Raw genomic sequence first — 22,660 nt, forward strand, 5'->3', positions numbered from 1 at the left:
CCTCAGCCCCCACGGCCCTCAGCCCCTCTCAGCTCTCAGCCCCACGGCCCTCAGCCCCCCCACGACTCTCAGCCCCTCACGGCCCTCAGCCCCTCACGGCCCTCCGCACCACCCGGGCCGCCCGCCGCGCGGCCCGGTTCCGCGCCAGGGACACCAACTGCCGTGGGACACCCCCGGGCAGCCCCAGCGCGGTGAGCCGTCGGCGCGGGAACCACCGCCGGTCCCACGCCCCCGCCGCGAGATACCGCTCGGCGTCCGTCCGCAGCGCGGGACGCACCTGCGGCCGCATGGTGAACGCGAGGGCGCTCAGCAGACCCCGCAGGTCCACGCCCACGGCCGTGTCACGCACCGCCTCCGCCAGCACCAAGGCGGCGCGCCGGGGGTGGTGATACGGCGTCAGCCCCTCCAACAGCCGCCCGGTGCCGACGCGTGCGACCGGCAGGCCGTACAGGGCGGACGCCGTGAACACGGCCGCCGACGCGCAGCCGACGACCAGCGCCGGGCGGGCCCCCTCGTACAGCGCCTCCACGGGGACGGGCGTGTCCAGGACGGTGAGGTCCACGCCCAGGCGTTCGGCCTCCGCTCGCACCGCGCCCGCGTGCCGTGACGGGGAGGCGGGGTGCGGCACGAACACCACGCGGTCGTGGCCGCGTCCGACGGCCGTCCGCACCATCTCCGCGTGCAGTGCGTCCTCCTCGCCCGCCGTGTCCGACGGCCGCTCCCCGACGACCAGCGCCGCCCCCTCCGGCACCCCCGTCACCGCCGAGGCGACCTCCCCCGTCACCGCGCGGAAGGCCTCCGCCGGAATCACCCTCGCGGGCGTACCGAACTCGGCGAGCAGCGCTGGTGTCAGACCCGGTATCAGCTCCAGGTGCAGCACCTGCCGCACCCGCGTGCCGAGCAGCGGGTCCAGCTTGCCGCGCGTGGGTCCGTAGTCCGCCGGTCCGCCCGCGCACACGTGCAGGGGCGCGCCCGTGAACACTCGGGCCACCGCCTGCGCCGGCGGGGTGTCCGGGGCGCCGAGGACCAGCTCCACCCGCTCGTCCCCGAGCCCCCACAACCGCCGCAGGTGCCGTTCCAGGAGGGGCACGTCCTCCGTGCGAGGCGTCCAGGCCGCAGGGTGGAAGGGCCGTATCGCCTCGTTCCAGGACAGGACCGCGTCGAAGCGGGCCCGCAGTCGCGCGAAGCCCGGCACCTCGTCCCAGGGCGGGGCCGCCTCGGGGACCGGCGCGTCGTCGCACACCAGCAGCACCCGCCGCCCCGCCTCCGGCAGCAGCCCCGCCTCGGCCGCCGCGGCCATCAGCACCACCGCCGACGGTCCGCTCGCGCAGAACACCTGCGTACCGACCGCCCTCACGCGGCCCCCCTCCCCGCGCGCAGGGGCGTCCTGCGCAGCCGTCGCAGCCGCGCCGCCCGCCCCGCGTCCATCGCGTCCAGCACCTCGTCCAGCACGTCCCGCGGCAGCCGCCGCAGCGCGTCCGCGCACAGCGCCCGCAGCCGCGCGGCCACCGCCGGCTCGAACTTGTCCCGCTCGGCCAGGTGACGGTCGATCACCGCGCAGTACGTGCGCACCGCCTTTGGCAGCAGCCGGTCCGCGTCCCGGTCCGCCGCCGTCTCCGCCACCACCCGGTCGAAGGCGGGCACGAAGTCCAGCTGCCGCTCGTCGCCGACACGGGTGAGGGAGGAGGCGACACCCTTCCGGTAGAACACGCCCAGCAGACCCACCACGGCGAACGACTCCGCCTCCCGGTGCAGCCGCCAGATCCACGGCCGGTCCTCCGCCGTGCGCAGCCCGTCCGGGAAGCGCAGCAGCCCCCGCTCCAGCAGTCGCCGGTGGTAGATCCCGGCCCACGCCTGCGGGTGGTCCACCGCGGTCGTCCGGTCGGCGGGCAGGATCGCCTCCCGCGGGTCCAGCACCTCGTCCCGCAGCCCCACCGGCACCCGGCGCACGGTCCGGGCGCGCCCGGTGACCCGGACGTGGTCCGTGCGCAGGAAGTCGCAGCCCAACCCCTCCGCCGCCGCCACCAGCCGGGGCAGATGCCCGGGGGCGTACCAGTCGTCACCGTCCAGGAAGGTCAGGTACTCGCCCTCCGCCACGTCCAGCCCGGCGTTGCGCGCGGTGGCGATCCCGCCGGGGCGCTCCCGGCGGACGACGCGCACCCGTGCGAGCCGGGACAGTTCCTCGGCGCCCCGCTCCACCAGGTCCGGGGTGTCGTCCTGCGAACCGTCGTCGACCAGAACGAACTCGAAATCCGGGCGGGCGTTCGCGCGCAGACTTCTCAGCGCGTCCGGCGCGTACGGCCGGACGTCACGGAAAGGGACGATCACGGAAAGCTTCGGCACGCGGAAAACACTAGAAGGCCGCCCGGCGCGCTTTCTTTCCGTCGGCCGTACGGACGGTGAACTCGATGTGTCGGTCCGGTGGACCGCTTCTTCCTCCGGACTTTTCCCAGGCCGGTTCGGTTCTCGGTGGGGTGTTGTTAACTTTTCGTTGAGGCGCGGTTGGGCAGTTCGCGGAATTCGATTCCTAGCGTCCCGGGTGTGCCAGCAAGTGCAAACAAGCCCCTCAGGGTGGCGGTCCTCGCGGATTCCGACACCCGCTGGAAATGGGGCACGCTCACCGCGAAACGCATCGCGCCGCGTGACATCCGCCTGGACGGATTCCTGCTGCGGGGCCGCGCCACGCCCACCGCCCGCCAGCTCGGCGAGGTCGGGGTCCGCGCGGACTCCTTGCGGGAGGTCACCGCGGCCGAGTTCCTGCGCGCCATGGACGAGGAGCCCTGTGACGTCCTCGTGCTCGCGCTGGTCGGCGGAGGGGTGCAGGCGATGCTGCACGGGCTGCGCCGCGTCTGGCAGGACAGGCCCCGCCGGCCGGTCGTCGTCACCGGCTACGTCGGCGTCGTCTACGAGAAGCTCACCGACGGCCTGCTGCTGCGCCACGGCGCCGACCTGGTGCTGGCCAACTCCCGCCAGGACGCGGAGCGTTTCCGCGCCGTGTACGAGGGCGTCGGCGCCGGCGCGGACGCGGTCACCGAGGTCGCGCTGCCGTTCCTCGGGGGAGCGCCCCACACCGGCGGCCACGCGCCGTACACGGTGGTGTTCGCCGCCCAGCCGTCCGTGCCGGACACCCGCGCGGACCGCACGTACCTGCTGAACCGGCTGGTGGAGCACGCCCGCCGGCACCCCGGGCGCGAGGTGCTGCTGAAGCTGCGCTCCCGGCCCGGCGAACACACCACGCACATCGAGGAACTGCCCTACCAGAAGCTGGCCCGCGGCCTCGGCCTGCCCGCCAACCTGCGCCTGGTGCACGGGCACATGGGCGAGGTCCTGGACCGCACCGACCTGCTCGTCACCGTCAGTTCGACGGCCGCCCTGGAGGCCCTGCACCGGCGCATCCCCACCGCGGTGCTCACCGACCTCGGCATCCGCGAGGCGCTCGGCAACCACCACTTCGTCGGCTCCGGGTGCCTCGCCTCCTGGGACCAGCTCGACGCCGGACACCTCCCGGCGCCCGACGAGACGTGGCTGGCCCGGCAGGGCGTCACCGCGGACGGCACGTACGAGACGGCCTTCGACACCGCGCGCGCCCGCATCGCCGCACTGCTCGACGAACCCGGCGGACTCCCGCCGCTCACCCCGTACTACACGCCCGTCACCGCGCCCGGCTATCTGCCCGGCGTCCTCGCCCGTCACCACCTCGGCCCCGACGGGACGCCGCTGCCCGGCGCGCCCGCCGCGGACCGGCAGCCGGGCCCGGTCCGGCGGATCGTGCGCCGCACCGCACGCGGCGCCTACCGCCACGGCGTGCAGCGCGTGGCCCCCGCGATCCGCCGCATGGGCGAGCTGTGACCGCCCCGCCCCCGTCCCAGGAGCTGACCCCATGTCCGACTCAACGCCCGCCGTCCGCCGGGTGCTCGCCGTGATCCCCGCACGCGGCGGCTCCAAGGGCGTCCCCGCGAAGAACCTCGCCCCCGTCGGCGGCGTGCCCCTGGTGGCCCGCGCCGTACGGGAGTGCCGCGCCGCCCGGCACGTCACGGACGTGGTCGTCTCCACCGACGACGCGGCCATCGCCGAGACCGCGCGGCAGGCGGGTGCCGAGGTCGTGCTGCGGCCCGCCGACCTCGCCGGGGACACCGCCACCTCCGAGGCGGCCGTGCTGCACGCCCTGGACGCCCACGAGGCACTGCACGGCGTCCGCGTGGACGTCGTCCTGCTCGTCCAGTGCACCAGCCCCTTCCTCACCCGCGAGGACGTCGACGGGGTGGCCGCCGCGGTCGCCCACGGCGACGCCGACACGGCGGTGACGGTCGCCCCGTTCCACGGCTTCGTCTGGCGCGAGACGGCCGCCGGGACGGCCGGCGCGACGGCCGGCGCGACGGCCAGTGGACCGGCCGGGACCGGCACTGCGGCCGCCGAGACCGCCGTGGTCACGGCCGAGTCCGCCGCCGGGAGCGCGGGGGGTGGAGCCCTGGCCGCCGGGCGAGCCGCGGGGCCGGCCGTGACCGCCGTGGTCACGGCCGAGTCCGCCGCCGGGCCGGCCGATACGACTTCCGGGCCGGCCGCGATCGCCGTGGGCACGGCCGGAACCGCCGCCGGGACCGCAGGGGGTGGAGCCCGGGCCGCCGGGCGAGCCGCGGGGCCGGCCGTGACCGCCGCGGTCACGGCCGAGTCCGCCGCCGGGCCGGCCGATACGACTTCCGGGCCGGCCGCGATCGCCGTGGGCACGGCCGGGACCGACGCCGGGACCGCGGGGGGTGGAGCCCTGGCCGCCGGGCGAGCCGCGGGGCCGGCCGAGACGGCCGTGGGCACGGCCGAGTCCGCCGCCGGGCCGGCCGGGACAGTCTCCGGGCCGGCCGAGTCCGCCGCCGCGACGGGCGCGCGGACCACCGGAGAAGGAGCCGCGGCGGTCCGCGGAGGCCACGGCGTCAACCACGACAAGTCCTTCCGCCCCCGCCGCCAGGACCGCCCCCAGGACTTCCTGGAGACCGGCGCCGCCTACGCCATGGACGCCGCCGGGCTGCGCGAGCACGGCCACCGCTTCTTCGGCCGCACCGGCCTCGTGCGCACCGACCCCGCGCGCGTCCTGGAGGTCGACGACCCGCACGACCTCGCCCGGGCCCGCGCCCTCGCGCCGCTCCTCGACGCCGGGCGCACCGGCCTGCCCACCGCCGACGACATCGACGCGGTGGTCCTCGACTTCGACGGCACCCAGACCGACGACCGGGTGCTGATCGACGCGGACGGACGGGAGTTCGTCTCCGTGCACCGCGGCGACGGCCTCGGCGTCGCCGCCCTGCGCCGCGGCGGCCTGAAGCTGCTGATCCTGTCCACCGAGCAGAACCCGGTCGTCGCCGCCCGCGCACGCAAGCTCCGGATCCCCGTGCTGCACGGCGTCGACCGCAAGGACCTCGCCCTCAAGCAGTGGTGCGAGGAACAGGGCATCGCGCCCGAACGCGTGCTCTACGTCGGCAACGACGTCAACGACCTCCCGTGCTTCGCCCTCGTCGGCTGGCCCGTGGCGGTCGCGAGCGCCCACGACGCCGTACGCGGCGCCGCCCGCGCGGTCACCACCGTCCCCGGCGGTGCCGGCGCGGTCCGAGAGATCGCCGGCTGGATCCTCGGTCCCTCTCTCGATTCCCTCCCCCAGTAAGGAAACCCCTGGTCATGAGCGACTCCCGTATCCGCACCCTCGGCAACCGCGAGGCCGGCCCCGGCCGCCCCGTCTACGTCACCGGCGAGATCGGCATCAACCACAACGGCGACCTCGACAACGCCTTCAAGCTGATCGACGCCGCCGCCGACGCCGGCTGCGACGCCGTCAAGTTCCAGAAGCGCACCCCGGAGATCTGCACCCCGCGCGACCAGTGGGACATCGAACGGGACACCCCGTGGGGCCGGATGACGTACATCGACTACCGGCACCGCGTGGAGTTCGGGGAGGACGAGTACCGGCAGATCGACGCGTACTGCAAGGAGAAGGGCATCGACTGGTTCGCCTCCCCGTGGGACACCGAGGCCGTCGCCTTCCTGGAGAAGTTCGACGTGCCCGCGCACAAGGTGGCCTCCGCGTCCCTCACCGACGACGAGTTGCTGCGCGAACTGCGCGCCACCGGCCGCACGGTGATCCTCTCGACCGGCATGTCCACCCCCAAGCAGATCCGGCACGCCGTCGAGGTGCTCGGCAGCGACAACATCCTGCTCTGCCACGCCACCTCCACCTACCCGGCCAAGGCGGAGGAGCTGAACCTGCGCGTCATCAACACCCTTCAGCAGGAGTACCCGAACGTCCCGATCGGCTACTCCGGCCACGAGACCGGCCTGCAGACCACGCTGGCCGCCGTCGCCCTCGGCGCGGTCTTCGTCGAGCGTCACATCACCCTCGACCGCGCCATGTGGGGCTCCGACCAGGCCGCCTCCGTCGAACCCCAGGGCCTCCAGCGCCTGGTACGCGACATCCGCGCCGTCGAGGCCTCCCTCGGCGACGGCGTGAAGAAGGTCTACGACTCCGAGCTCGGCCCGATGAAGAAGCTCCGCCGGGTGGCCGGTGTCGTCGCCGAGGCGGAGATCGCCACGGCCGCCGGCGAGCCCGTGTCGGTCTGACCCGCCCTCACCTCCACCCCTACGACGGGAACGGTCGTACGTCGATGAGCCCCCGCGCCGGCCGCAGCGGCCCTCGCACGCTCGCCTTCGTGGAGAGCCCGGTCCAGCTGCTCAACGTGCTGGAGTGGGCGCACGCCCACGCGCCCGGCGCGGGACTCGCCCTCGTGGTGCTGTCCCCGGTCGACCCGATGACCCGCGGCCAGCTCCGCCGCATGGCCGAACTGGCCCGCGAGGAGGGGCACGACGTCCGCTGGGAGGAGGCGCGCGGGGGAGTGTCCGCCCCGCTGCGCACCATGGGCGGCCTCGCCGTGCCGCTGCGCCGGGCGCGGCGGGTCGTCCTCGGCGACCCGTTCTCCCGCTACGTGCAGCTGCTGCTGACCATCACCCGGGCGCCCGAGGTGGTGGTCGTCGACGACGGCACGGCGACCATGGAGTTCGCCGGCCAGCTCGCCCGCGGCGAACGCCTGGTGCGCTGGCACCGCAAGGGCGGCCGCCCCGGGCCCCGCGACCTGGTCCTCGCCCCGGTGTCCGCCGCCGCCCGGCGCCGGCTCACCCCCGGCGGCGAACGCACCGTGGAGGTGTTCACCTCCATGCCGATGGCGGACGTCCCACCCGGTGTCACCGTCCGCGCCCACGCCTTCGCCTGGACCCGCGACCGTTTCGGACCGCCGCGCGTCACCCGCGGGGCCGACCTGGTGGGCACCTCCCTGGTCGAGACGGGCGTGGTCGACGCCGACGCCTACGTGGCGGCGGTCGGCGCCCTCGCCCGGACCCACGGCGCCCGGCGCTACTTCGCGCACCGCCGCGAGACCACCGAGAAGCTGCATCGACTGGCCGTCGAGACGGGCCTGGAGATCGTCCGTCCCGAACTGCCCCTGGAACTCGTCGCCCGCCGCGGCCCCGTGGGACGCACGGTCGTCAGCTTCCCCTCCACCGTCGTCCACACCCTGCCGCTCGCCCTGGCCGGAACAGACGTGCGGATCGCGGTGTGCGACATCGACCCGGAGTGGCTCACCGCCCATGCCTCCCCGCGCGCCCGGGGCTTCCTCGCCGACGTCGTCGGCACCGCGCGCGGCGCCCACCCCCTGCGCCCCGCCGCGCCCCCGGACACCGGCCCGCTGTCCGCCAGATGAACCGCTCGGCGTGGGTTGGGCCGGACGTGGTAACCGTGGAAGGACGGAAGGTGCCGACGCCCGCGCGGGGGCTGTGACCGACCTCATGGCCCGGCAGGCCGAGCGCCCCTACCCTCACAAAAGGGCGGTGAGTGTACCCATCTCGCTGAACGGCTATGCGTAGGGCGGCCGGATTTTCTCCCTCCAACGGGCTGATTTTTCTTGATCAGGGGTCGGTGGAGCGCTTCGGAGCCCTACTCTTCAAAGGGTGAAGCCACTGATGTCACTGGAGTCCGAGATCGATCTCCCCGGGGGAGCGGTGCTCCCCGGCGCGCTGCCCGAGGCACTGCGCGCGGAACTCGTGGCGTTCCGGCGAGACCTCCACATGCACCCGGAGCTGGGCAACCAGGAGTTCCGTACGACCGCCGCGATCAAGGAGCGCCTGCAGCGCGCGGGCCTGCGCCCCCGCGTACTGTCCAGCGGGACCGGGGTGATCTGTGACATCGGGACGGACGAGGAAGCCGGCACCGACGCCGCCATGCTCGCCCTGCGCGCGGACATCGACGCCCTGCCCATCCCCGACATGAAGGCCGGCTGCGCCTACCGGTCCACCGTGCCCGACCGCGCCCACGCCTGCGGTCACGACGTGCACACCACCGTGGTGCTCGGCGCCGGCCTCGTGCTGGCCGAACTGCACCGCCAGGGCCTGCTGCCCCGACCGGTCCGGCTGATCTTCCAGCCCGCCGAGGAGGTGCTGCCCGGCGGCGCCGCCGACGTCATCGCCGACGGCGCGCTGGAGGGCGTCGGCCGGATCCTGGCCGTGCACTGCGACCCGCGCGTCGACGCCGGGAAGATCGGGCTGCGCCAGGGCGCCATCACCTCCGCCTGCGACCGGCTGGAGATCGCCCTGGAGGGCCCCGGCGGCCACACCGCCCGCCCGCACCTGACCACCGACCTCGTCACCGCCGCCGCCCGGGTCGTCACCGACGTGCCCGCGCTGGTCGGCCGCCGGGTCGACACCCGCAGCGGGCTCGCCGTCACCTGGGGCCGGATCGAGTCCGGCCACGCGCCCAACGTCATCCCGCAGCACGCCGTACTCTCCGGCACCGTCCGCTGCCTGGACCTGGAGACCTGGCGGCAGGCGCCGGACGTCGTGGTCGCCGCCATCGACGAGGTGGCCAACCTGCACCGGGCCAAGTCGGAGATCAACTACGTGCGGGGCGTCCCGCCGGTCGTCAACGAGGCCGGGGCCACCGAGCTGCTGCGCGACGCGATGACCGCCCGCCGTGGCACGGAGGCCGTCGAGGGCACCGAACAGAGCCTGGGCGGGGAGGACTTCTCCTGGTACCTGGAGCGCGTCCCCGGCGCCATGGCCCGCCTCGGCGTCCGCACCCCCGGCGAGCGCATCGTGCGCGACCTGCACCAGGGCGACTTCGACGTGGACGAGCACGCCATCACCGTCGGCGTGGAGCTGTTCACCGCGGCGGCCCTGCTGGACGCGCTGCGCTAGACGGCGTACGCGTTCGCGCGGTTCCCCGCACGGTTGAGGGGCGTACCGCCCCAGCTGCGGGCAGTCGTGCCGCGGGGCGGCACGGGTGGGCGCGGCGGCACCTCTGCAGCACCGTGTGCGGGGCCTCCGTGGCTGAGCGCGCAGTTCCCCGCGCCCCTTAGGGGTGCTTCCCCCACGGTGGGCAGTCGTGCCGCGGGGGCGGCATGGGTGGGCGCGGCGGCATCGTTTCAGCGCCGTGTGCGGGCCGTCCGTGGCTGAGCGCGCAGTTCCCCGCGCCCCTCGGGGTGCTGATCGCACAGTTCCCCGCGCCCCTGAGGGGTGTGCACTGAACGGTGCCTGGAGGCGCCCTTTCGTATCGCACCTCCCCGGCCCATTCCGCTTGCGGCCCGCTCCCCGGAGGTGCAGCGTGGGGCGCGTGCAGACGCGTATGCCCGATTCGCCTCCCTGCGACCCCCTGGTTCACAAGGGCGTAACCGGCCATCGGCACGAATGGATAACGGCCCCGCACGACCCCGTTCCCAGGAGTGTCTACGCGCGTTAATGTGCGCCGAACCGAGCACCCGCTGCGGGGCTTTGGAGAATGGGGAACTTCAGATGCGTCGGATATCCAAACTGACCCGCGTAGCGGTGGGGGTCGCTTCGCTCGCGCTCGCCGCCACCGCCTGCGGCGGAACCAGCAGTGACAACGGTGACAGCGGCGGTTCCAAGGACGACCTCGGCGTCGCCATCGCCTACGACATCGGCGGCAAGGGCGACCAGTCCTTCAACGACGCCGCATTCGCCGGCCTCACCAAGGCCAAGGACGAATTCGGCTTCAAGACCGCCGACGTCGAGCCCACCGAGGGCGAGACCGACGCGGACAAGGAGCAGCGCCTGGCCTCGCTGGCCCGCCAGGGCTACAACCCGGTCATCGGCGTGGGCTTCGCCTACGGCCCCGCGATGGAGGCCGTCGCCGCCAAGTACCCCGACACCACGTTCGGCATCGTCGACTCCGTCGTCGAGGGCGAGAACGTCGCCTCCCTGGTCTTCGCCGAGGAGCAGGCCTCCTACCTCGCCGGTGTCGCCGCCGCCAAGGCCACCAAGAGCGACACCGTCGGCTTCGTCGGCGGCGTGGACATCCCGCTGATCCACAAGTTCCAGGCGGGCTTCGAGCAGGGCGTCAAGGACACCGACGCCAAGGTCAAGGTCGTCTCGCAGTACCTGACGCAGACCGCGGAGGAGGGCGGCTTCTCCAGCCCCGACAAGGGCAAGGCCGCCGCCGAGGGCCAGATCGAGAAGGGCGCGGACGTCATCTACCAGGCGGCCGGCCTCTCCGGCCAGGGCGTCATCGAGGCCGCGGCCAAGGCCAAGGTCTGGGCGATCGGCGTGGACTCCGACCAGTACAACCAGGAAGCCCTCGCCGGCTACAAGGACTTCATCCTCACCTCCGCCCTGAAGGACGTCGGCGGCGCGGTCTACACGCTGACCAAGTCCGTCCAGGACGGCAAGCCGCTCACCGGCACCCAGGTCTTCGACCTCAAGGTCAACGGCGTCGGCCTGTCCGACAGCAACCCCAAGATGGCCGAGATCCCGGGCCTGAAGGAGGCCGTGGACGAGGCCAAGAAGGGCATCACCGACGGCAGCATCAAGGTCAACACGGAGTGACCCCGACGCCGGACCCGGTCCGGCGTCGGCCTCCCGTACGCAGCGGGCGGGCGCACCTCGCGCCCGCCCGCTGCGGCGTACTCCCGGAAGAGGCCGTCCGGAAGCCGCCGGGAGGCTCCGGGCGCTCACCCACCGCCACCTTCCGTTCGCGAACAGCAACGCCCCGTCCCGGCAGGCGGAACCGGCTTGAACACGGGCGCATAACAAGGTGGACAGAAGGGGTTTTCAGGCAGGTCTACGCGCGTTAATCTGCGGCGAAGCCAGCGCCGTAGCCCGTACCGTTTCCCGGCGCTTGTACGACTAGGAGCACCACACATGCGCCGGATTTCCCGGATCACGGTCGCAGGCGCAGCGACCGCCTCCCTGGCCCTCGCCCTCTCCGCCTGCGGCGGCACCTCGACCTCCTCGGGCTCCTCGGAGTCGAAGGAGGGCAAGGGCCTCGCCATCGCCTACGACGTCGGCGGCAAGGGCGACCAGTCCTTCAACGACGCCGCGTTCGCGGGCCTGGAGAAGGCGAAGAAGGAGTTCGGCTACGAGACGGCCGACGTCGAGCCCACCGACGGTGAGACCGACGCCGACAAGGAGCAGCGCCTCGTCTCGCTGGCGAAGCAGGGCTACAACCCGATCGTCGGCGTCGGCTACGCCTACGCGTCCGCCGTGAAGGGCGCCGCGGAGAAGTTCCCCGACACCACCTTCGGCATCGTCGACGACGCCACCGTCGAGGCGAAGAACGTCGCCGACCTGGTGTTCTCCGAGGAGCAGGCCTCCTACCTGGCCGGTGTCGCGGCCGCCAAGAGCACCAAGACCGACGTCGTCGGCTTCGTGGGCGGTGTGGACATCCCGCTGATCCACAAGTTCCGCGCCGGCTTCGAGCAGGGCGTCAAGGACACCGACCCCAAGGTCAAGGTCATCTCCCAGTTCCTCACGCAGACCGCGGAGGAGGGCGGCTTCTCCAGCCCCGACAAGGGCAAGAGCGCCGCCGAGGGCCAGATCGAGAAGAAGGCCGACGTCGTCTACGCGGCCGCCGGTCTGTCCGGTCAGGGTGTCATCGAGGCCGCCGCCGCCAACAAGGTGTGGGCGATCGGTGTCGACTCCGACCAGTACCAGCAGGAAGCCCTCGCCAAGTACAAGGACTCGATCCTGACCTCGGCGATGAAGGACGTCGCCAAGGCGGTCTACAACCTGGCGAAGTCGGTCGAGGACGGCAAGCCCGCGACCGGTATCGTCAAGGGCGATCTCAAGACGGGTGAGGTGAGCCTGTCGAACTCCAACCCGAAGTTCGCGGACGACGCCGAGCTCCAGAAAGCCATCGAGACGGCCAAGGAGAAGATCATCAGCGGCGAGATCAAGGTCAAGTCGAGCTGAGTCACACCCTGAACCACCGCGGGGTCGCGACCGCTCGACGGGGTGCGAGGAGCCTGGCTCCTCGCACCCCGTCGGTCAGGTGTGCCACCCCTTTGTATGCCGAAGGGGCGCTACGCGCGTAGACGGCCCCCGTCCCCAGGAGAGTGCGTCATCAACGCGTCCAGCAGCCCTCCGGCCGGAGCGGCGGTCCACAAGACGGTGACCGCCGTGGAGCTCGCCGGGATCACCAAGCGCTTCCCCGGTGTCGTCGCCAACCACGACATCCACCTCACCGTCCGCAAGGGCACCGTCCACGCCCTCGTCGGCGAGAACGGCGCCGGCAAGTCGACCCTGATGAAGATCCTCTACGGCATGCAGAAGCCGGACGAGGGCACCATCACGGTCCACGGCGAACAGGTGAACTTCTCCTCGCCCGCCGACGCCATCGCGCGCGGCATCGGCATGGTGCACCAGCACTTCATGCTGGCCGACAACCTCACCGTCCTGGAGAACGTCGTCCTCGGCAGCGAGAAGCTCCACGGCATCGGCGGCAAGGCCCGCCGCCGCATCAAGGAGCTCTCGGAGCGCTACGGCCTGGAGGTCCGCCCCGACGTCCTGGTCGAGGAGCTGGGCGTCGCCGCCCGCCAGCGCGTGGAGATCCTCAAGGTCCTCTACCGCGGCGCCACCACCCTGATCCTCGACGAGCCGACCGCCGTGCTCGTCCCGCAGGAGGTCGACGCGCTCTTCGACAACCTGCGCGAGCTCAAGGCCGAGGGCCTGTCGGTCATCTTCATCTCCCACAAGCTGGGCGAGGTGCTGTCCGTCGCCGACGACATCACCGTCATCCGCCGCGGCACCACGGTCGGCACCGCCGTGCCCTCCGAGACCACCCCGCGCCAGCTCGCCGAGCTGATGGTCGGCAGCGAGCTGCCCACCCCGGAGACGGCCGAGTCCACGGTCACCGACCGGCCCGTCATCACCGTCGACAAGCTGCGCCTGGCCGCCCCCGGCGGCAAGGCCCTCCTCGACGACATCTCCTTCACCATCCACGAGGGCGAGATCCTGGGCATCGCCGGCGTCGAGGGCAACGGCCAGACCGAACTGGTCGACGCCCTCATCGGCCTGCGCCACGCCGACTCCGGCGTCATCCGGCTGGCCGACGAGGACATCACCGCCTGGGCCACCCGCAAGCGCCGCGAGGAGGGCATCGGCTACATCCCCGAGGACCGCCACCGCCACGGCCTGCTGCTCGAGGCGCCCCTCTGGGAGAACCGCATCCTCGGCCACGTCACCGAGAAGCCCAACGCCAAGGGCGTCTGGCTGGACCCGAAGGCCGCGCAGGAGGACACCCGCCGGATCGTCACCGAGTACGACGTCCGCACCCCCGGCATCGACGTCACCGCCGCCTCCCTGTCCGGCGGCAACCAGCAGAAGCTGATCGTCGGCCGCGAGATGAGCCACAAGCCGCGCTTCCTGATCGCCGCCCACCCCACCCGCGGTGTGGACGTCGGCGCGCAGGCCGCGATCTGGGACCACATCCGCGAGGCCCGCCGCGAGGGCCTGGCCGTGCTGCTGATCTCCGCCGACCTGGACGAGCTGATCGGCCTGTCCGACACCCTCCGCGTGATCTACGACGGCAAGCTGGTCGCCGACGCCGACCCGGCCACCATCACCCCGGAGGAACTCGGCACCGCCATGACCGGCGCCGCCGAGGGCCACCTCGAACACGAAGAGACCCCTGCCGAGACCCAGGCCGACGTGTCCAAGTCCGCCGAGTCTCCGGAAGACGAGGCCCGCTGATGAAGAAGTTCGACAAGGAGCGCGTGCTCCTCGCGGTGGCCGGCCCGGTCATCGCGCTCGCCGTGGCCTTCGTGCTGAGCGCGATCGTGCTGATCGCCTCCGGCAAGAACCCCGTCGAGCCGTTCGCCCTCATGTTCGAGCAGGCCGGGTACGCGGACGTCCAGGTGCTGATCCTCAACCAGGCCTCGATGTACTACATCGCGGCCCTGGCCGTGGCCATCGGCTTCCGGATGAACCTGTTCAACATCGGCGTCGACGGCCAGTACCAGCTCGGCGCGATGATGGCCGCCATCGTCGGCGCGCACGCCAGCCTGCCCGCGTTCCTCCAGGTGCCGCTGCTGCTGCTGACCGCCGTCTTCACCGGCGCCTTCTGGGCCGGCATCGCCGGCTTCCTCAAGGTCACCCGCGGCGTCAGCGAGGTCGTCGCCACGATCATGCTCAACGCGATCGCCACCTCGCTGATCGTCTACATGTGGAAGCCGGACGTCTTCGGCGTCAAGATCGGCAACAACAGCACCACCGGCGAGATGCACGAGTCCGGCTGGATCCCGGGCATCGACCTCGGCGCGGCCGGCGAGATCTACGGCCTGGTGATCCTCGCCGTGCTCCTCGGCATCGGCTACTGGGTCACCCTCAACCGCACCCGCTTCGGCTTCGACCTGCGCGCCTCCGGCGCGTCCAGCTCCGCCGCGGCCGCCAGCGGCGTCGACCCCAAGCGCATGGTCCTCACCGCCATGCTGCTCTCCGGCGCCATCGCCGGCCTGGCGGGCCTGCCGATCCTGCTCGGCGACTCGCACACGTACAACCTGAACTTCCCCACCGGCATCGGCTTCCTCGGCATCGGCATCGCCCTGCTCGGCCGCAACAGCCCGGTCGGGATCGTCTTCGCCGCCCTGCTGTGGGCCTGGCTCGACAAGGCGTCGCCCGAGCTGGACTTCCACGGCTACGACAAGGAGATCGCGGTCATCATGCAGGGCCTGATCGTCCTCTCCGTGGTCGTCTCCTACGAGGCCGTCCGCGAGTGGGGTCTGCGCCGCCAGCAGCGCCGGGTCGGCGCGGAGCTCGCCGCCGGTCACGTCCTCGGCGCCAACAACACCACGAAGGAGGTGGCCGGCCGATGACCGCTCCGACCACAGCGACCGACGTCAACCAGCCGTCGCTGGAACACGCCCCGAAGACCGGCCGCCGCCTGTCGCTGCCCGTCCTGATGCTGATCATCGCCGGAGCCCTGGCGCTGACCTCGATCGTGCGCCTGATCACCGGTGCCGACGGCATCACCAACGTCAGCCAGATGTCCACCGCCCTCCAGCTCGCCGTGCCGATCGGCCTCGCCGGCCTCGGCGGCCTGTGGGCCGAACGCGCGGGCGTGGTGAACATCGGCCTCGAGGGCATGATGATCCTCGGCACCTGGTTCGGCGCCTGGGCCGGATTCCAGTGGGGCCCGTGGACCGGCGTCCTCGTCGGCCTGATCGGCGGCTGCCTCGGCGGTCTGCTGCACGCCATCGTGACCGTCACGTTCAACGTCAACCACATCGTCTCCGGTGTGGCGATCAACATCCTCGCCCTCGGCGCCACCCGCTACCTGGCCCCCCTCGCCTTCGAGGGCCACCAGGGCGGCTCCGCCAAGCAGTCCCCGGCGGTCGAGTCCCTCGGCCACTTCACCGTGCCAGGACTGTCCGACTGGCTGACCGACCTCAACGCCAAGGGCTGGTTCTTCGTCTCCGACATCGCCGGCCTGCTCGGCGGCCTGGTCACCAACGTCTCCTGGCTGACCCTGATCGCCGTGGCGCTGATCCCCGGCACCTGGTGGATCCTCTGGCGCACCCCGTTCGGTCTGCGGCTGCGCTCCTGCGGCGAGAACCCGGTGGCCGCCGAGTCCCTCGGCGTCAACGTCTACAAGTACAAGTACCTCGCCGTGATCATCTCCGGCGGACTGGCCGGCCTCGGCGGCGTCTTCCTCTCCATCGTGGCCAACCCCTTCTACCTGGAGGGCCAGACCAGCGGCCGCGGCTACATCGGCCTCGCCGCGATGATCTTCGGCAACTGGATGCCGGGCGGCCTCGCCATCGGCGCCGGCCTCTTCGGCTACACCGACAGCCTCAACCTGCGCGGCGGCTCCACCAACGTGCACGCCCTGCTGCTGCTCGGCGCGCTGCTCCTGGTGATCGGCGCGATCTGGCTGGCGATCCGCAAGAAGTACGTGCAGGCGGCCGTCACCCTGGTCGTCGGCGCCCTCGTCTTCGCCTGGTACGCCGGCACCAACGAGGTCCCGAGCCAGGTCGTCGCCGCCACGCCGTACGTCGTCACCCTGGTCGTCCTCGCCCTCTCCGCCCAGCGGCTTCGCATGCCCAAGGCGGACGGCATGCCGTACCGGAAGGGACAGGGCAAGTGACCGCGGCCGCCGACGTCGACTGGGAGGCCCTGCGCGCGGCGGCGCGGGACGCCATGTCCCACGCCTACGCCCCCTACTCGGGGTACCCGGTCGGCGTCGCGGCACGGGTCGACGACGGACGCACGGTCACCGGCTGCAACGTCGAGAACGCGTCGTACGGACTGGGCCTGTGCGCCGAGTGCGGACTGGTCTCGGAGCTGCAGCGCACCGGGGGCGGCCGGCTCACGCACTTCACGTGCGTGGACGGCGGCGGCGAGATCCTCGTCCCGTGCGGCCGCTGCCGTCAGCTGCTGTACGAGTTCGGCGGGCCCGGACTGCTGCTGGAGACGCCCGAGGGCATCCTGCCCCTGTCCGAGATGCTGCCCCAGGCCTTCGGCCCTCAGCACCTCACCAAGTAACTCCCGTGCGGCCCCTCCCGACGACGCCCGGCACCCCGGGCGCCGTCGAGCGGAGGGGCCGTGCTCTTCGCACCCCGGAAGGAACGCCAGCCATGGCCATGGACGTCATCTCCGTCATCCGCACCAAGCGGGACCGCGGCGAACTCACCGACGAGCAGATCGACTGGGTCATCGACGCGTACACCCGCGGGGAGGTGGCCGACGAGCAGATGTCGGCCCTCGCCATGGCGATCCTGCTCAACGGCATGAACCGCCGGGAGATCGCCCGCTGGACCGCCGCGATGATCGCCTCCGGCGAGCGCATGGACTTCTCGTCCCTGTCCCGCCCCACCGCCGACAAGCACTCCACCGGCGGCGTCGGCGACAAGATCACCCTGCCGCTCGCACCGCTCGTCGCCGCCTGCGGCGCGGCCGTCCCGCAGCTCTCCGGCCGCGGCCTCGGCCACACCGGCGGCACCCTCGACAAGCTGGAGTCGATCCCCGGCTGGCGGGCCCTGCTCTCCAACGAGGAGATGCTGTCCGTGCTGGACACCACCGGCGCGGTGATCTGCGCGGCCGGCGACGGACTCGCCCCCGCCGACAAGAAGCTCTACGCCCTGCGCGACGTCACCGGCACGGTCGAGGCGATCCCGCTGATCGCGTCCTCGATCATGTCGAAGAAGATCGCCGAGGGCACCGGCTCGCTGGTCCTGGACGTGAAGGTCGGCTCCGGCGCCTTCATGAAGACGATCGAGGACGCCCGCGAGCTGGCCTCCACCATGGTGGGCCTCGGCACCGACCACGGCGTGAAGACGGTCGCCCTGCTCACCGACATGTCCACCCCCCTCGGCCTCACGGCGGGCAACGCCCTGGAGGTCCGCGAGTCGGTCGAGGTCCTCGCGGGCGGCGGCCCTTCGGACGTCGTCGAGCTGACGATCGCGCTGGCCCGCGAGATGCTGGACGCGGCCGGCATCCGCGACGCCGACCCTGCGAAGGCCCTCGCCGACGGCTCCGCGATGGACGTCTGGCGCCGCATGATCGCCGCACAGGGCGGCGACCCGGACGCGCACCTCCCGGTCGCCCGCGAGCAGCACGTCGTGAAGGCCCCGGCGTCGGGCGTCCTCACCCGCCTGGACGCCTACGACATCGGCGTCGCCGCCTGGCGTCTCGGCGCGGGCCGCGCCCGCAAGGAGGACCCGGTGCAGGCGGGCGCGGGCGTCCAGATGCACGCCAAGCCCGGCGACCAGGTCACCGAGGGCCAGCCCCTCCTCACCCTCCACACGGACACCCCGGACCGCTTCGACTACGCGCTCCAGTCCCTGGAGAACTCCTTCGACATCGGCTCCGGCACGGACTTCACCGCCACGCCGGTGGTCCGGGAGCGCATCGCCTGACCAGGGCTTTCTCCTTTCGGGTGAACGGGACCGGTGGACCCCTGCCGGTCCCGTTCGTCATGCTGTACTCGGCGACGTACCGATAGGAGACCGCCGTGAGCGCACTCACCGTGAGCCAGGACCCCGAGCAGAGCTGGGACGACCTCGTCCGGTTCTGGGAGGAGATGGAGTGGCCCGAGGGCAGCAAGGTGGAGATCATCGAGGGGATCGTCACCGTGTCACCCGCTCCCGCGTATCGCCACAACGTGATCGCGGCCCGTATTCAGCGCCGCCTCTACTCCGCGATCCCCGATGACTGGGAGATCTTCCAGACCCTTGCCATCGCCGTGCCGTCGCGCCTGGGCATGCTCATCCCGGATCTCATGGTCGCGCCCGTGCACGAGCACACCGAGTCCGAGACCCACATCCCCGCCGGTCTGGCCGAACTGGTCGTCGAGGTCACCTCCAAGTCCAACGCCCGCCACGACCGCGTCAGCAAGCCCGCCGCCTACGCCGCCGCCGGCATCCCCCTCTACCTGTTGGTCGACGCCTGGGCCCCCGACGGCCCGACCGTGACGCTCTACGGCGAGCCGAAGGACGACGTCTACCGGCCCCTGAAGAGCGTGAAGTTCGGCGAGCCGATCGAACTCCCCGCCCCCTTCGACCTGGTCATCGACACGGCCGAGTTCCCCGAGGCCTGATCACCTACCCCAGCACCGCCGCCACCGTCACCAGTACCGGTACCGACAGGGCCGTCGAGACGAGGATGGACTCGCGGGCCAGGCGCTCGCCGATGCCGTAGCTGCTCGCGTAGGTGAAGAGGTTCTGGGCGGCCGGGAGGGCCGAGGTGACCACCACGTCCAGGAGGTGGGCGCCGTGCAGGCCGAAGACGCCGGCGGCCAGGGCCCAGGCGGCCAGGGGCTGGCCCACCGCCTTCAGACCCACGGCCAGCAGCACCGCGCCCCGGTCACCGTTCCGCAGCGGCAGGGCACTGCCCCGCAGCGAGATGCCGAAGGCGAGCAGCACCGCCGGGACCGCCATGTTGCCGATGAGCTGCACCGGGTCCCACACCGGGCCGGGGATCTCCACCCTCGCCGCCGACACCGCGACCCCCGCGAGCGACCCCAGCGCGACCGGGTTGCGCAAAGGGGTCAGCAGCCGCCGCCACAGGGGCTGTTTCCCGCCCGCCGTGGACAGGTCGAGGATCGTCAGCGCGACCGGCGTGACCCCGACCAGCTGGAACAGCAGCACCGGCGCCACCAGCGAGGCGTCCCCCAGTACGTACACGGCGATGGGGATGCCCAGGTTGCCGGAGTTGACGTAGCTGGAGCAGAGGGCGCCGATGGTGGTGCGGCCCACGCCCCAGCCGCGCGCCACGCCCACCGCGACGAAGACGCCCGCCACCGCCGCCGTGCTCAGCGCGGTGACCAGCAGCCGCCCGGAGAAGACCACCGACAGATCCGCGCGGGCGAGCGTGGTGCACAGCAAGGCCGGGGACGCCACATGGAACGCCAGCTTGGTCAGCACCTCACTGCCCTGCGCGCCGAGATTCCCCCGCCGTCCGATGACGTAGCCGACGCCGATGACGACGGCGATCACCAGGAAGCCGCTCAGCACCCCCTGCACGGCGGCTCCCCGTGACGGCCGGGGGCACGGGACACCAGCGGGGACGATGATCTGTGGCGCATACAGGCAACCCTCCGGGGAGGGCCGCGCCCAGGTCAATGTGATCCTCGGCGCCGGGCGGCGGGACGCCGCCCGATGAGTTACGGGCGCCCGCCCGGTCTACCGCTCGTGGACGCCATGACACCGCCCGTACTCGTGCTCTGCGGCCCCCTCACCCCCGGAGAGGTGAGCGGGCCGTGCGAGGCGCTGCGCGCCCTGCTGGACGGCGGGGGGAGCGGCCGTGTCGTGGTGTGCGACGTCGCCGGGCTGGGGCCGCCGGGGCTGGCCGCCGTGAACCTGCTGGCCCGGCTGCAGCTCACCGCCCGCCGGGCCGGCGGGCGGATACGGCTGCGCGACCCCTCACCCGCGCTGTGCGCCCTGCTCGACCTCGTCGGCCTCCGCTTCGAGACGGAGGGGCAGCCCGAACAGAGGGAACCACCGCTGCGTGTCCAGGAAGCAGTGGAACCCGGTGATCCGGCCGTCTGAGATCTCCAGCGCCTGGATCGCCCACGGGACGAAGCCGCCGTTCTCCGGGTCGGGCTTGTACTGCGCGAACCCGGGCAGGCCGTTGACCCGCACCGGCACCAGCCGGGAGCCGGCGCACGGGGCGCCCAGCGTCGTGATGAAGCCCGTGATGTCGGCGGCGCCGGTGAGCCACAGGTCGAACGGCGGCATCGTCATGATGGCGTCCTCGTGCAGCAGCGCCGTGAGCGCCGACATGTCGTAGCCCTCGAAGGCGGCCACGTACCGGTCGAGGAGCTTCTTCTGGTCCTCGTCCAGCGGGTCGGAGACCGACGCGTCGGCACCCGGCTCCCGCCGCTCGGCAAGCGTCGCCCGGGCCCGCTGCAGCGCGCTGTTCACCGACGCGACGGACGTGTCCAGCAGCTCGGCGACCTCGCTCGCCTTCCACGCCAGCACCTCGCGCAGGATCAGCACCGCCCGCTGCTTGGCGGGCAGCCGCTGCAGCGCCGCCATGAACGCCAGCCGCACGGACTCCTTGGCGACCGCGGCCTCCGCCGGGTCGGCGGGCGTGGGCAGCACCCGGTCGTCGGGCATCGGCTCCAGCCAGGTGTGGTCCGGGCGGGGGGACAGGGCGGCCTGCGCGAGGGGCGTGGTCTCCGTGAGGTCCATCGGACGGGCGCGCTTGTTGCCCGCGGACAGCATGTCCAGGCAGACGTTCGTCGCGATGCGGTAGAGCCAGGAACGGAGACTGGAGCGCCCTTCGAACTTGTCGAGGCTGCGCCAGGCACGGATCATCGTGTCCTGCACCGCGTCCTCGGCCTCGAAGGACGAACCGAGCATCCGGTAGCAGTACCCGGTGAGCTCCACCCGGTACCGCTCCAGCGTGGCGTCCAGGTCCGTCGTCGCCGTGCCGTTCGTCATCGTCCACCCACCCCAAGCGGCCTCATGGCGGCGCGCCGTCGCGCCCACCACCTCGGAAGCTACCGCAGCCCACCGACAACGGCCCCCCGAGTGGACGAATCCGCAGGTAAAGGGTGGTGCGGACCGGCCGGGCGCGCGCCCCCGGCCCGCCGTCAGGCGGGGGCGGCCTCCCCGGTCCGCGCCGCCGCCCGGGTCCCGGCCAGGGTGATCGCCGCGACGCCCGCCACGGCCACCAGACCGACCGCCACCGTCCCGGACCAGCCGCCCGCGTGGAAGGCCAGCGCACCCACCGCGCTGCCCGCGCTCGACCCGATGTAGTACGCGGACTGGTACAGCGCGGCCGCCTGCGCCCGGCCCTCCGTCGCGGTCCTGCCCACCGCCGACGAGGCCACCGCGTGCCCCGCGAAGAACCCCGCCGTGATCAGCACCAGACCCAGCAGCACCAGCGGCAGCGTGTCCGCCAGCGACAGCAGCAGCCCGGCCGCGGTCGTCGCGCCGCCCGCGTACAGGGTGCCCCGGCGGCCCAGCCGGCCCACCAGCCGTCCGGCCGCGGACGCCGACACCGTGCCCACCAGGTACACCAGGAACACCGACCCGGCGACGCCCTGCGGCAGCGAGAACGGCTCCTCGGTCAGCCGGTACCCGATGACCGTGTACACGCCCCCGAACACCGTCATGAACAGCGCGCCGATCGCGAACAGCCGCCGCAGCAGCGGGTTCCCGAGGTGCCGGCGGACGGTGCCGGCCAGCACGCGCGGCGCGAGCGACCCGGCCTCGAAGTGCCGCGGCACCGGCAACAGCATCCGGAACGCCACCGAGCACGCCACCGCGACCAGCCCGATGACGCCGACGGCGGCCCGCCAGCCCCACTCCTGCGCCACCCAGCCGGTGATCACCCGGCCGCTCATCCCGCCGACGCTGTTGCCGGCCACGAACAGCCCGATCGCCGTCACCAGCGCCCTCGGCGTGACCTCCTCCGCGAGGTACGCCGTCGCCGAGGCGGGCAGCCCGGCCAGCGCCGCGCCCTGCAGCGCCCGCAGCGCCACCAGCGCCCCGAGCGACGGGGCGAACGGCACCAGCAGTCCGAGGGTGACCGCGACGGCCAGCGACGCGGTCATGACCGTACGCCGCCCGAACCGCTCGGACAGGGCGCTCATCGGCAGCACGAACAGCGCCAGGCCGCCGGTCGCCGCCGACACGGTCCAGCTCGCGTCGCTCGCGCTGACGGCGAAGTCGGAGGAGACCAGCGGCAGAAGGGCCTGGGTGGAGTAGAGGAGCGCGAAGGTCGCGACGCCCGCGAGGAACAGGGCGAGACTCATCCGGCGGTAACCGGGACCGCCCGGGGACATCCGGGTCTCGACGGAGGGCTGCGGGGCGGAGGGAACGGATGCGACGGCGTCCACGCGGGTGGACGCCCCGGTACTGGCGGGAGTCATGCCTCGAACGTACGGAGGTCTCCG

At 72.8% G+C, this 22,660-nt stretch carries 18 protein-coding genes and 2 pseudogenes; 15 read left to right on the forward strand and 5 right to left on the reverse strand.

The features are described 5' to 3' along the window. Positions 1-85: 85 nt before the first annotated feature. Together ACQZOG_RS18615 and ACQZOG_RS18620 are read right to left on the reverse strand one after the other, a co-directional pair. The gene (locus ACQZOG_RS18615) at positions 86-1,357 is read right to left on the reverse strand and encodes a polysialyltransferase family glycosyltransferase (protein WP_079031515.1); all 1,272 of its coding nucleotides are present in this window, start codon (positions 1,355-1,357) and stop codon (positions 86-88) included. After that, entirely contained in the window at positions 1,354-2,343 is a 990-nt protein-coding gene (locus ACQZOG_RS18620; protein WP_430741668.1) for a glycosyltransferase family 2 protein, read from the reverse strand. Before ACQZOG_RS18620 ends, ACQZOG_RS18615 begins: the two co-directional genes overlap by 4 nt. Before the next feature lie 198 nt (positions 2,344-2,541). On the opposite strand from ACQZOG_RS18620, the gene ACQZOG_RS18625 reads away from it, so the two are divergent. From ACQZOG_RS18625 to ACQZOG_RS18690, 14 genes and pseudogenes are all read left to right on the forward strand, one after another. Beyond that, positions 2,542-3,849: a DUF6716 putative glycosyltransferase gene (locus ACQZOG_RS18625; RefSeq protein WP_058916836.1), complete on the forward strand. Its 1,308-nt coding sequence runs from the start codon at positions 2,542-2,544 to the stop codon at positions 3,847-3,849. A gap of 31 nt (positions 3,850-3,880) precedes the next feature. Then, a pseudogene (locus tag ACQZOG_RS18630) lies at positions 3,881-4,375 on the forward strand (cytidylyltransferase domain-containing protein); the annotation flags it as partial. A gap of 93 nt (positions 4,376-4,468) precedes the next feature. Beyond that, positions 4,469-5,650 (forward strand): HAD hydrolase family protein, encoded by a 1,182-nt coding sequence (locus tag ACQZOG_RS18635; protein WP_430741884.1) that lies wholly within the window; start codon positions 4,469-4,471, stop codon positions 5,648-5,650. Positions 5,651-5,664: 14 nt separating this feature from the next. Continuing rightward, positions 5,665-6,600, forward strand: a complete 936-nt coding sequence (locus ACQZOG_RS18640; RefSeq protein WP_037641261.1) for an N-acetylneuraminate synthase family protein — start codon at positions 5,665-5,667, stop codon at positions 6,598-6,600. Positions 6,601-6,644: 44 nt separating this feature from the next. Further along, entirely contained in the window at positions 6,645-7,733 is a 1,089-nt protein-coding gene (locus ACQZOG_RS18645) for a hypothetical protein (RefSeq protein WP_351035385.1), read from the forward strand. 259 nt (positions 7,734-7,992) lie between these two features. Next, complete coding sequence (locus tag ACQZOG_RS18650) at positions 7,993-9,222, forward strand: M20 family metallopeptidase (protein WP_033272316.1); 1,230 nt, start codon at positions 7,993-7,995, stop codon at positions 9,220-9,222. Positions 9,223-9,816: 594 nt separating this feature from the next. After that, on the forward strand, positions 9,817-10,866 hold the full coding sequence (locus ACQZOG_RS18655) for a BMP family lipoprotein (protein ID WP_033272314.1): 1,050 nt from the start codon (positions 9,817-9,819) through the stop codon (positions 10,864-10,866). Positions 10,867-11,181: 315 nt separating this feature from the next. Then, positions 11,182-12,231 carry a BMP family lipoprotein gene (locus ACQZOG_RS18660; protein ID WP_033272313.1) on the forward strand — a complete coding sequence of 350 codons (1,050 nt, stop codon included), beginning with the start codon at positions 11,182-11,184 and terminating at the stop codon, positions 12,229-12,231. Between the two features lie 198 nt (positions 12,232-12,429). Further along, complete coding sequence (locus tag ACQZOG_RS18665) at positions 12,430-14,010, forward strand: ABC transporter ATP-binding protein (protein WP_033272312.1); 1,581 nt, start codon at positions 12,430-12,432, stop codon at positions 14,008-14,010. Further along, positions 14,010-15,131 (forward strand): ABC transporter permease, encoded by a 1,122-nt coding sequence (locus ACQZOG_RS18670; protein ID WP_033272311.1) that lies wholly within the window; start codon positions 14,010-14,012, stop codon positions 15,129-15,131. Before ACQZOG_RS18665 ends, ACQZOG_RS18670 begins: the two co-directional genes overlap by 1 nt. Next, positions 15,128-16,402: an ABC transporter permease gene (locus tag ACQZOG_RS18675; protein ID WP_163085920.1), complete on the forward strand. Its 1,275-nt coding sequence runs from the start codon at positions 15,128-15,130 to the stop codon at positions 16,400-16,402. The genes ACQZOG_RS18670 and ACQZOG_RS18675 overlap by 4 nt, the downstream gene beginning before the upstream one ends. Beyond that, entirely contained in the window at positions 16,399-16,800 is a 402-nt protein-coding gene (locus tag ACQZOG_RS18680) for a cytidine deaminase (RefSeq protein WP_033272309.1), read from the forward strand. Before ACQZOG_RS18675 ends, ACQZOG_RS18680 begins: the two co-directional genes overlap by 4 nt. 98 nt (positions 16,801-16,898) lie before the next feature. Beyond that, positions 16,899-18,173, forward strand: coding sequence for a thymidine phosphorylase (locus tag ACQZOG_RS18685; RefSeq protein ID WP_430741885.1), 1,275 nt, complete (start codon positions 16,899-16,901; stop codon positions 18,171-18,173). Positions 18,174-18,268: 95 nt separating this feature from the next. Next, on the forward strand, positions 18,269-18,853 hold the full coding sequence (locus ACQZOG_RS18690; RefSeq protein ID WP_203550236.1) for a Uma2 family endonuclease: 585 nt from the start codon (positions 18,269-18,271) through the stop codon (positions 18,851-18,853). Positions 18,854-18,857: 4 nt separating this feature from the next. Here ACQZOG_RS18690 and ACQZOG_RS18695 read toward each other — a convergent pair whose 3' ends face one another. Beyond that, on the reverse strand, positions 18,858-19,778 hold the full coding sequence (locus ACQZOG_RS18695) for an AEC family transporter (protein ID WP_430741669.1): 921 nt from the start codon (positions 19,776-19,778) through the stop codon (positions 18,858-18,860). A gap of 177 nt (positions 19,779-19,955) precedes the next feature. Here ACQZOG_RS18695 and ACQZOG_RS18700 point away from each other — a divergent pair. Further along, positions 19,956-20,156 (forward strand): annotated as a pseudogene (locus ACQZOG_RS18700) (STAS domain-containing protein); the annotation flags it as partial. 21 nt (positions 20,157-20,177) lie between these two features. Here ACQZOG_RS18700 and ACQZOG_RS18705 read toward each other — a convergent pair. After that, a complete protein-coding gene (locus tag ACQZOG_RS18705) occupies positions 20,178-21,200 on the reverse strand; it encodes a sigma-70 family RNA polymerase sigma factor (RefSeq protein ID WP_033272305.1) in 1,023 nt (340 codons plus the stop codon). A gap of 152 nt (positions 21,201-21,352) precedes the next feature. Further along, the gene (locus ACQZOG_RS18710; RefSeq protein WP_430741670.1) at positions 21,353-22,636 is read right to left on the reverse strand and encodes an MFS transporter; all 1,284 of its coding nucleotides are present in this window, start codon (positions 22,634-22,636) and stop codon (positions 21,353-21,355) included. Positions 22,637-22,660: the final 24 nt, after the last annotated feature.

The sequence above is a fragment of the Streptomyces sp. P13-3-3 genome (assembly GCF_050571355.1).
GTDB lineage: Bacteria > Actinomycetota > Actinomycetes > Streptomycetales > Streptomycetaceae > Streptomyces > Streptomyces althioticus.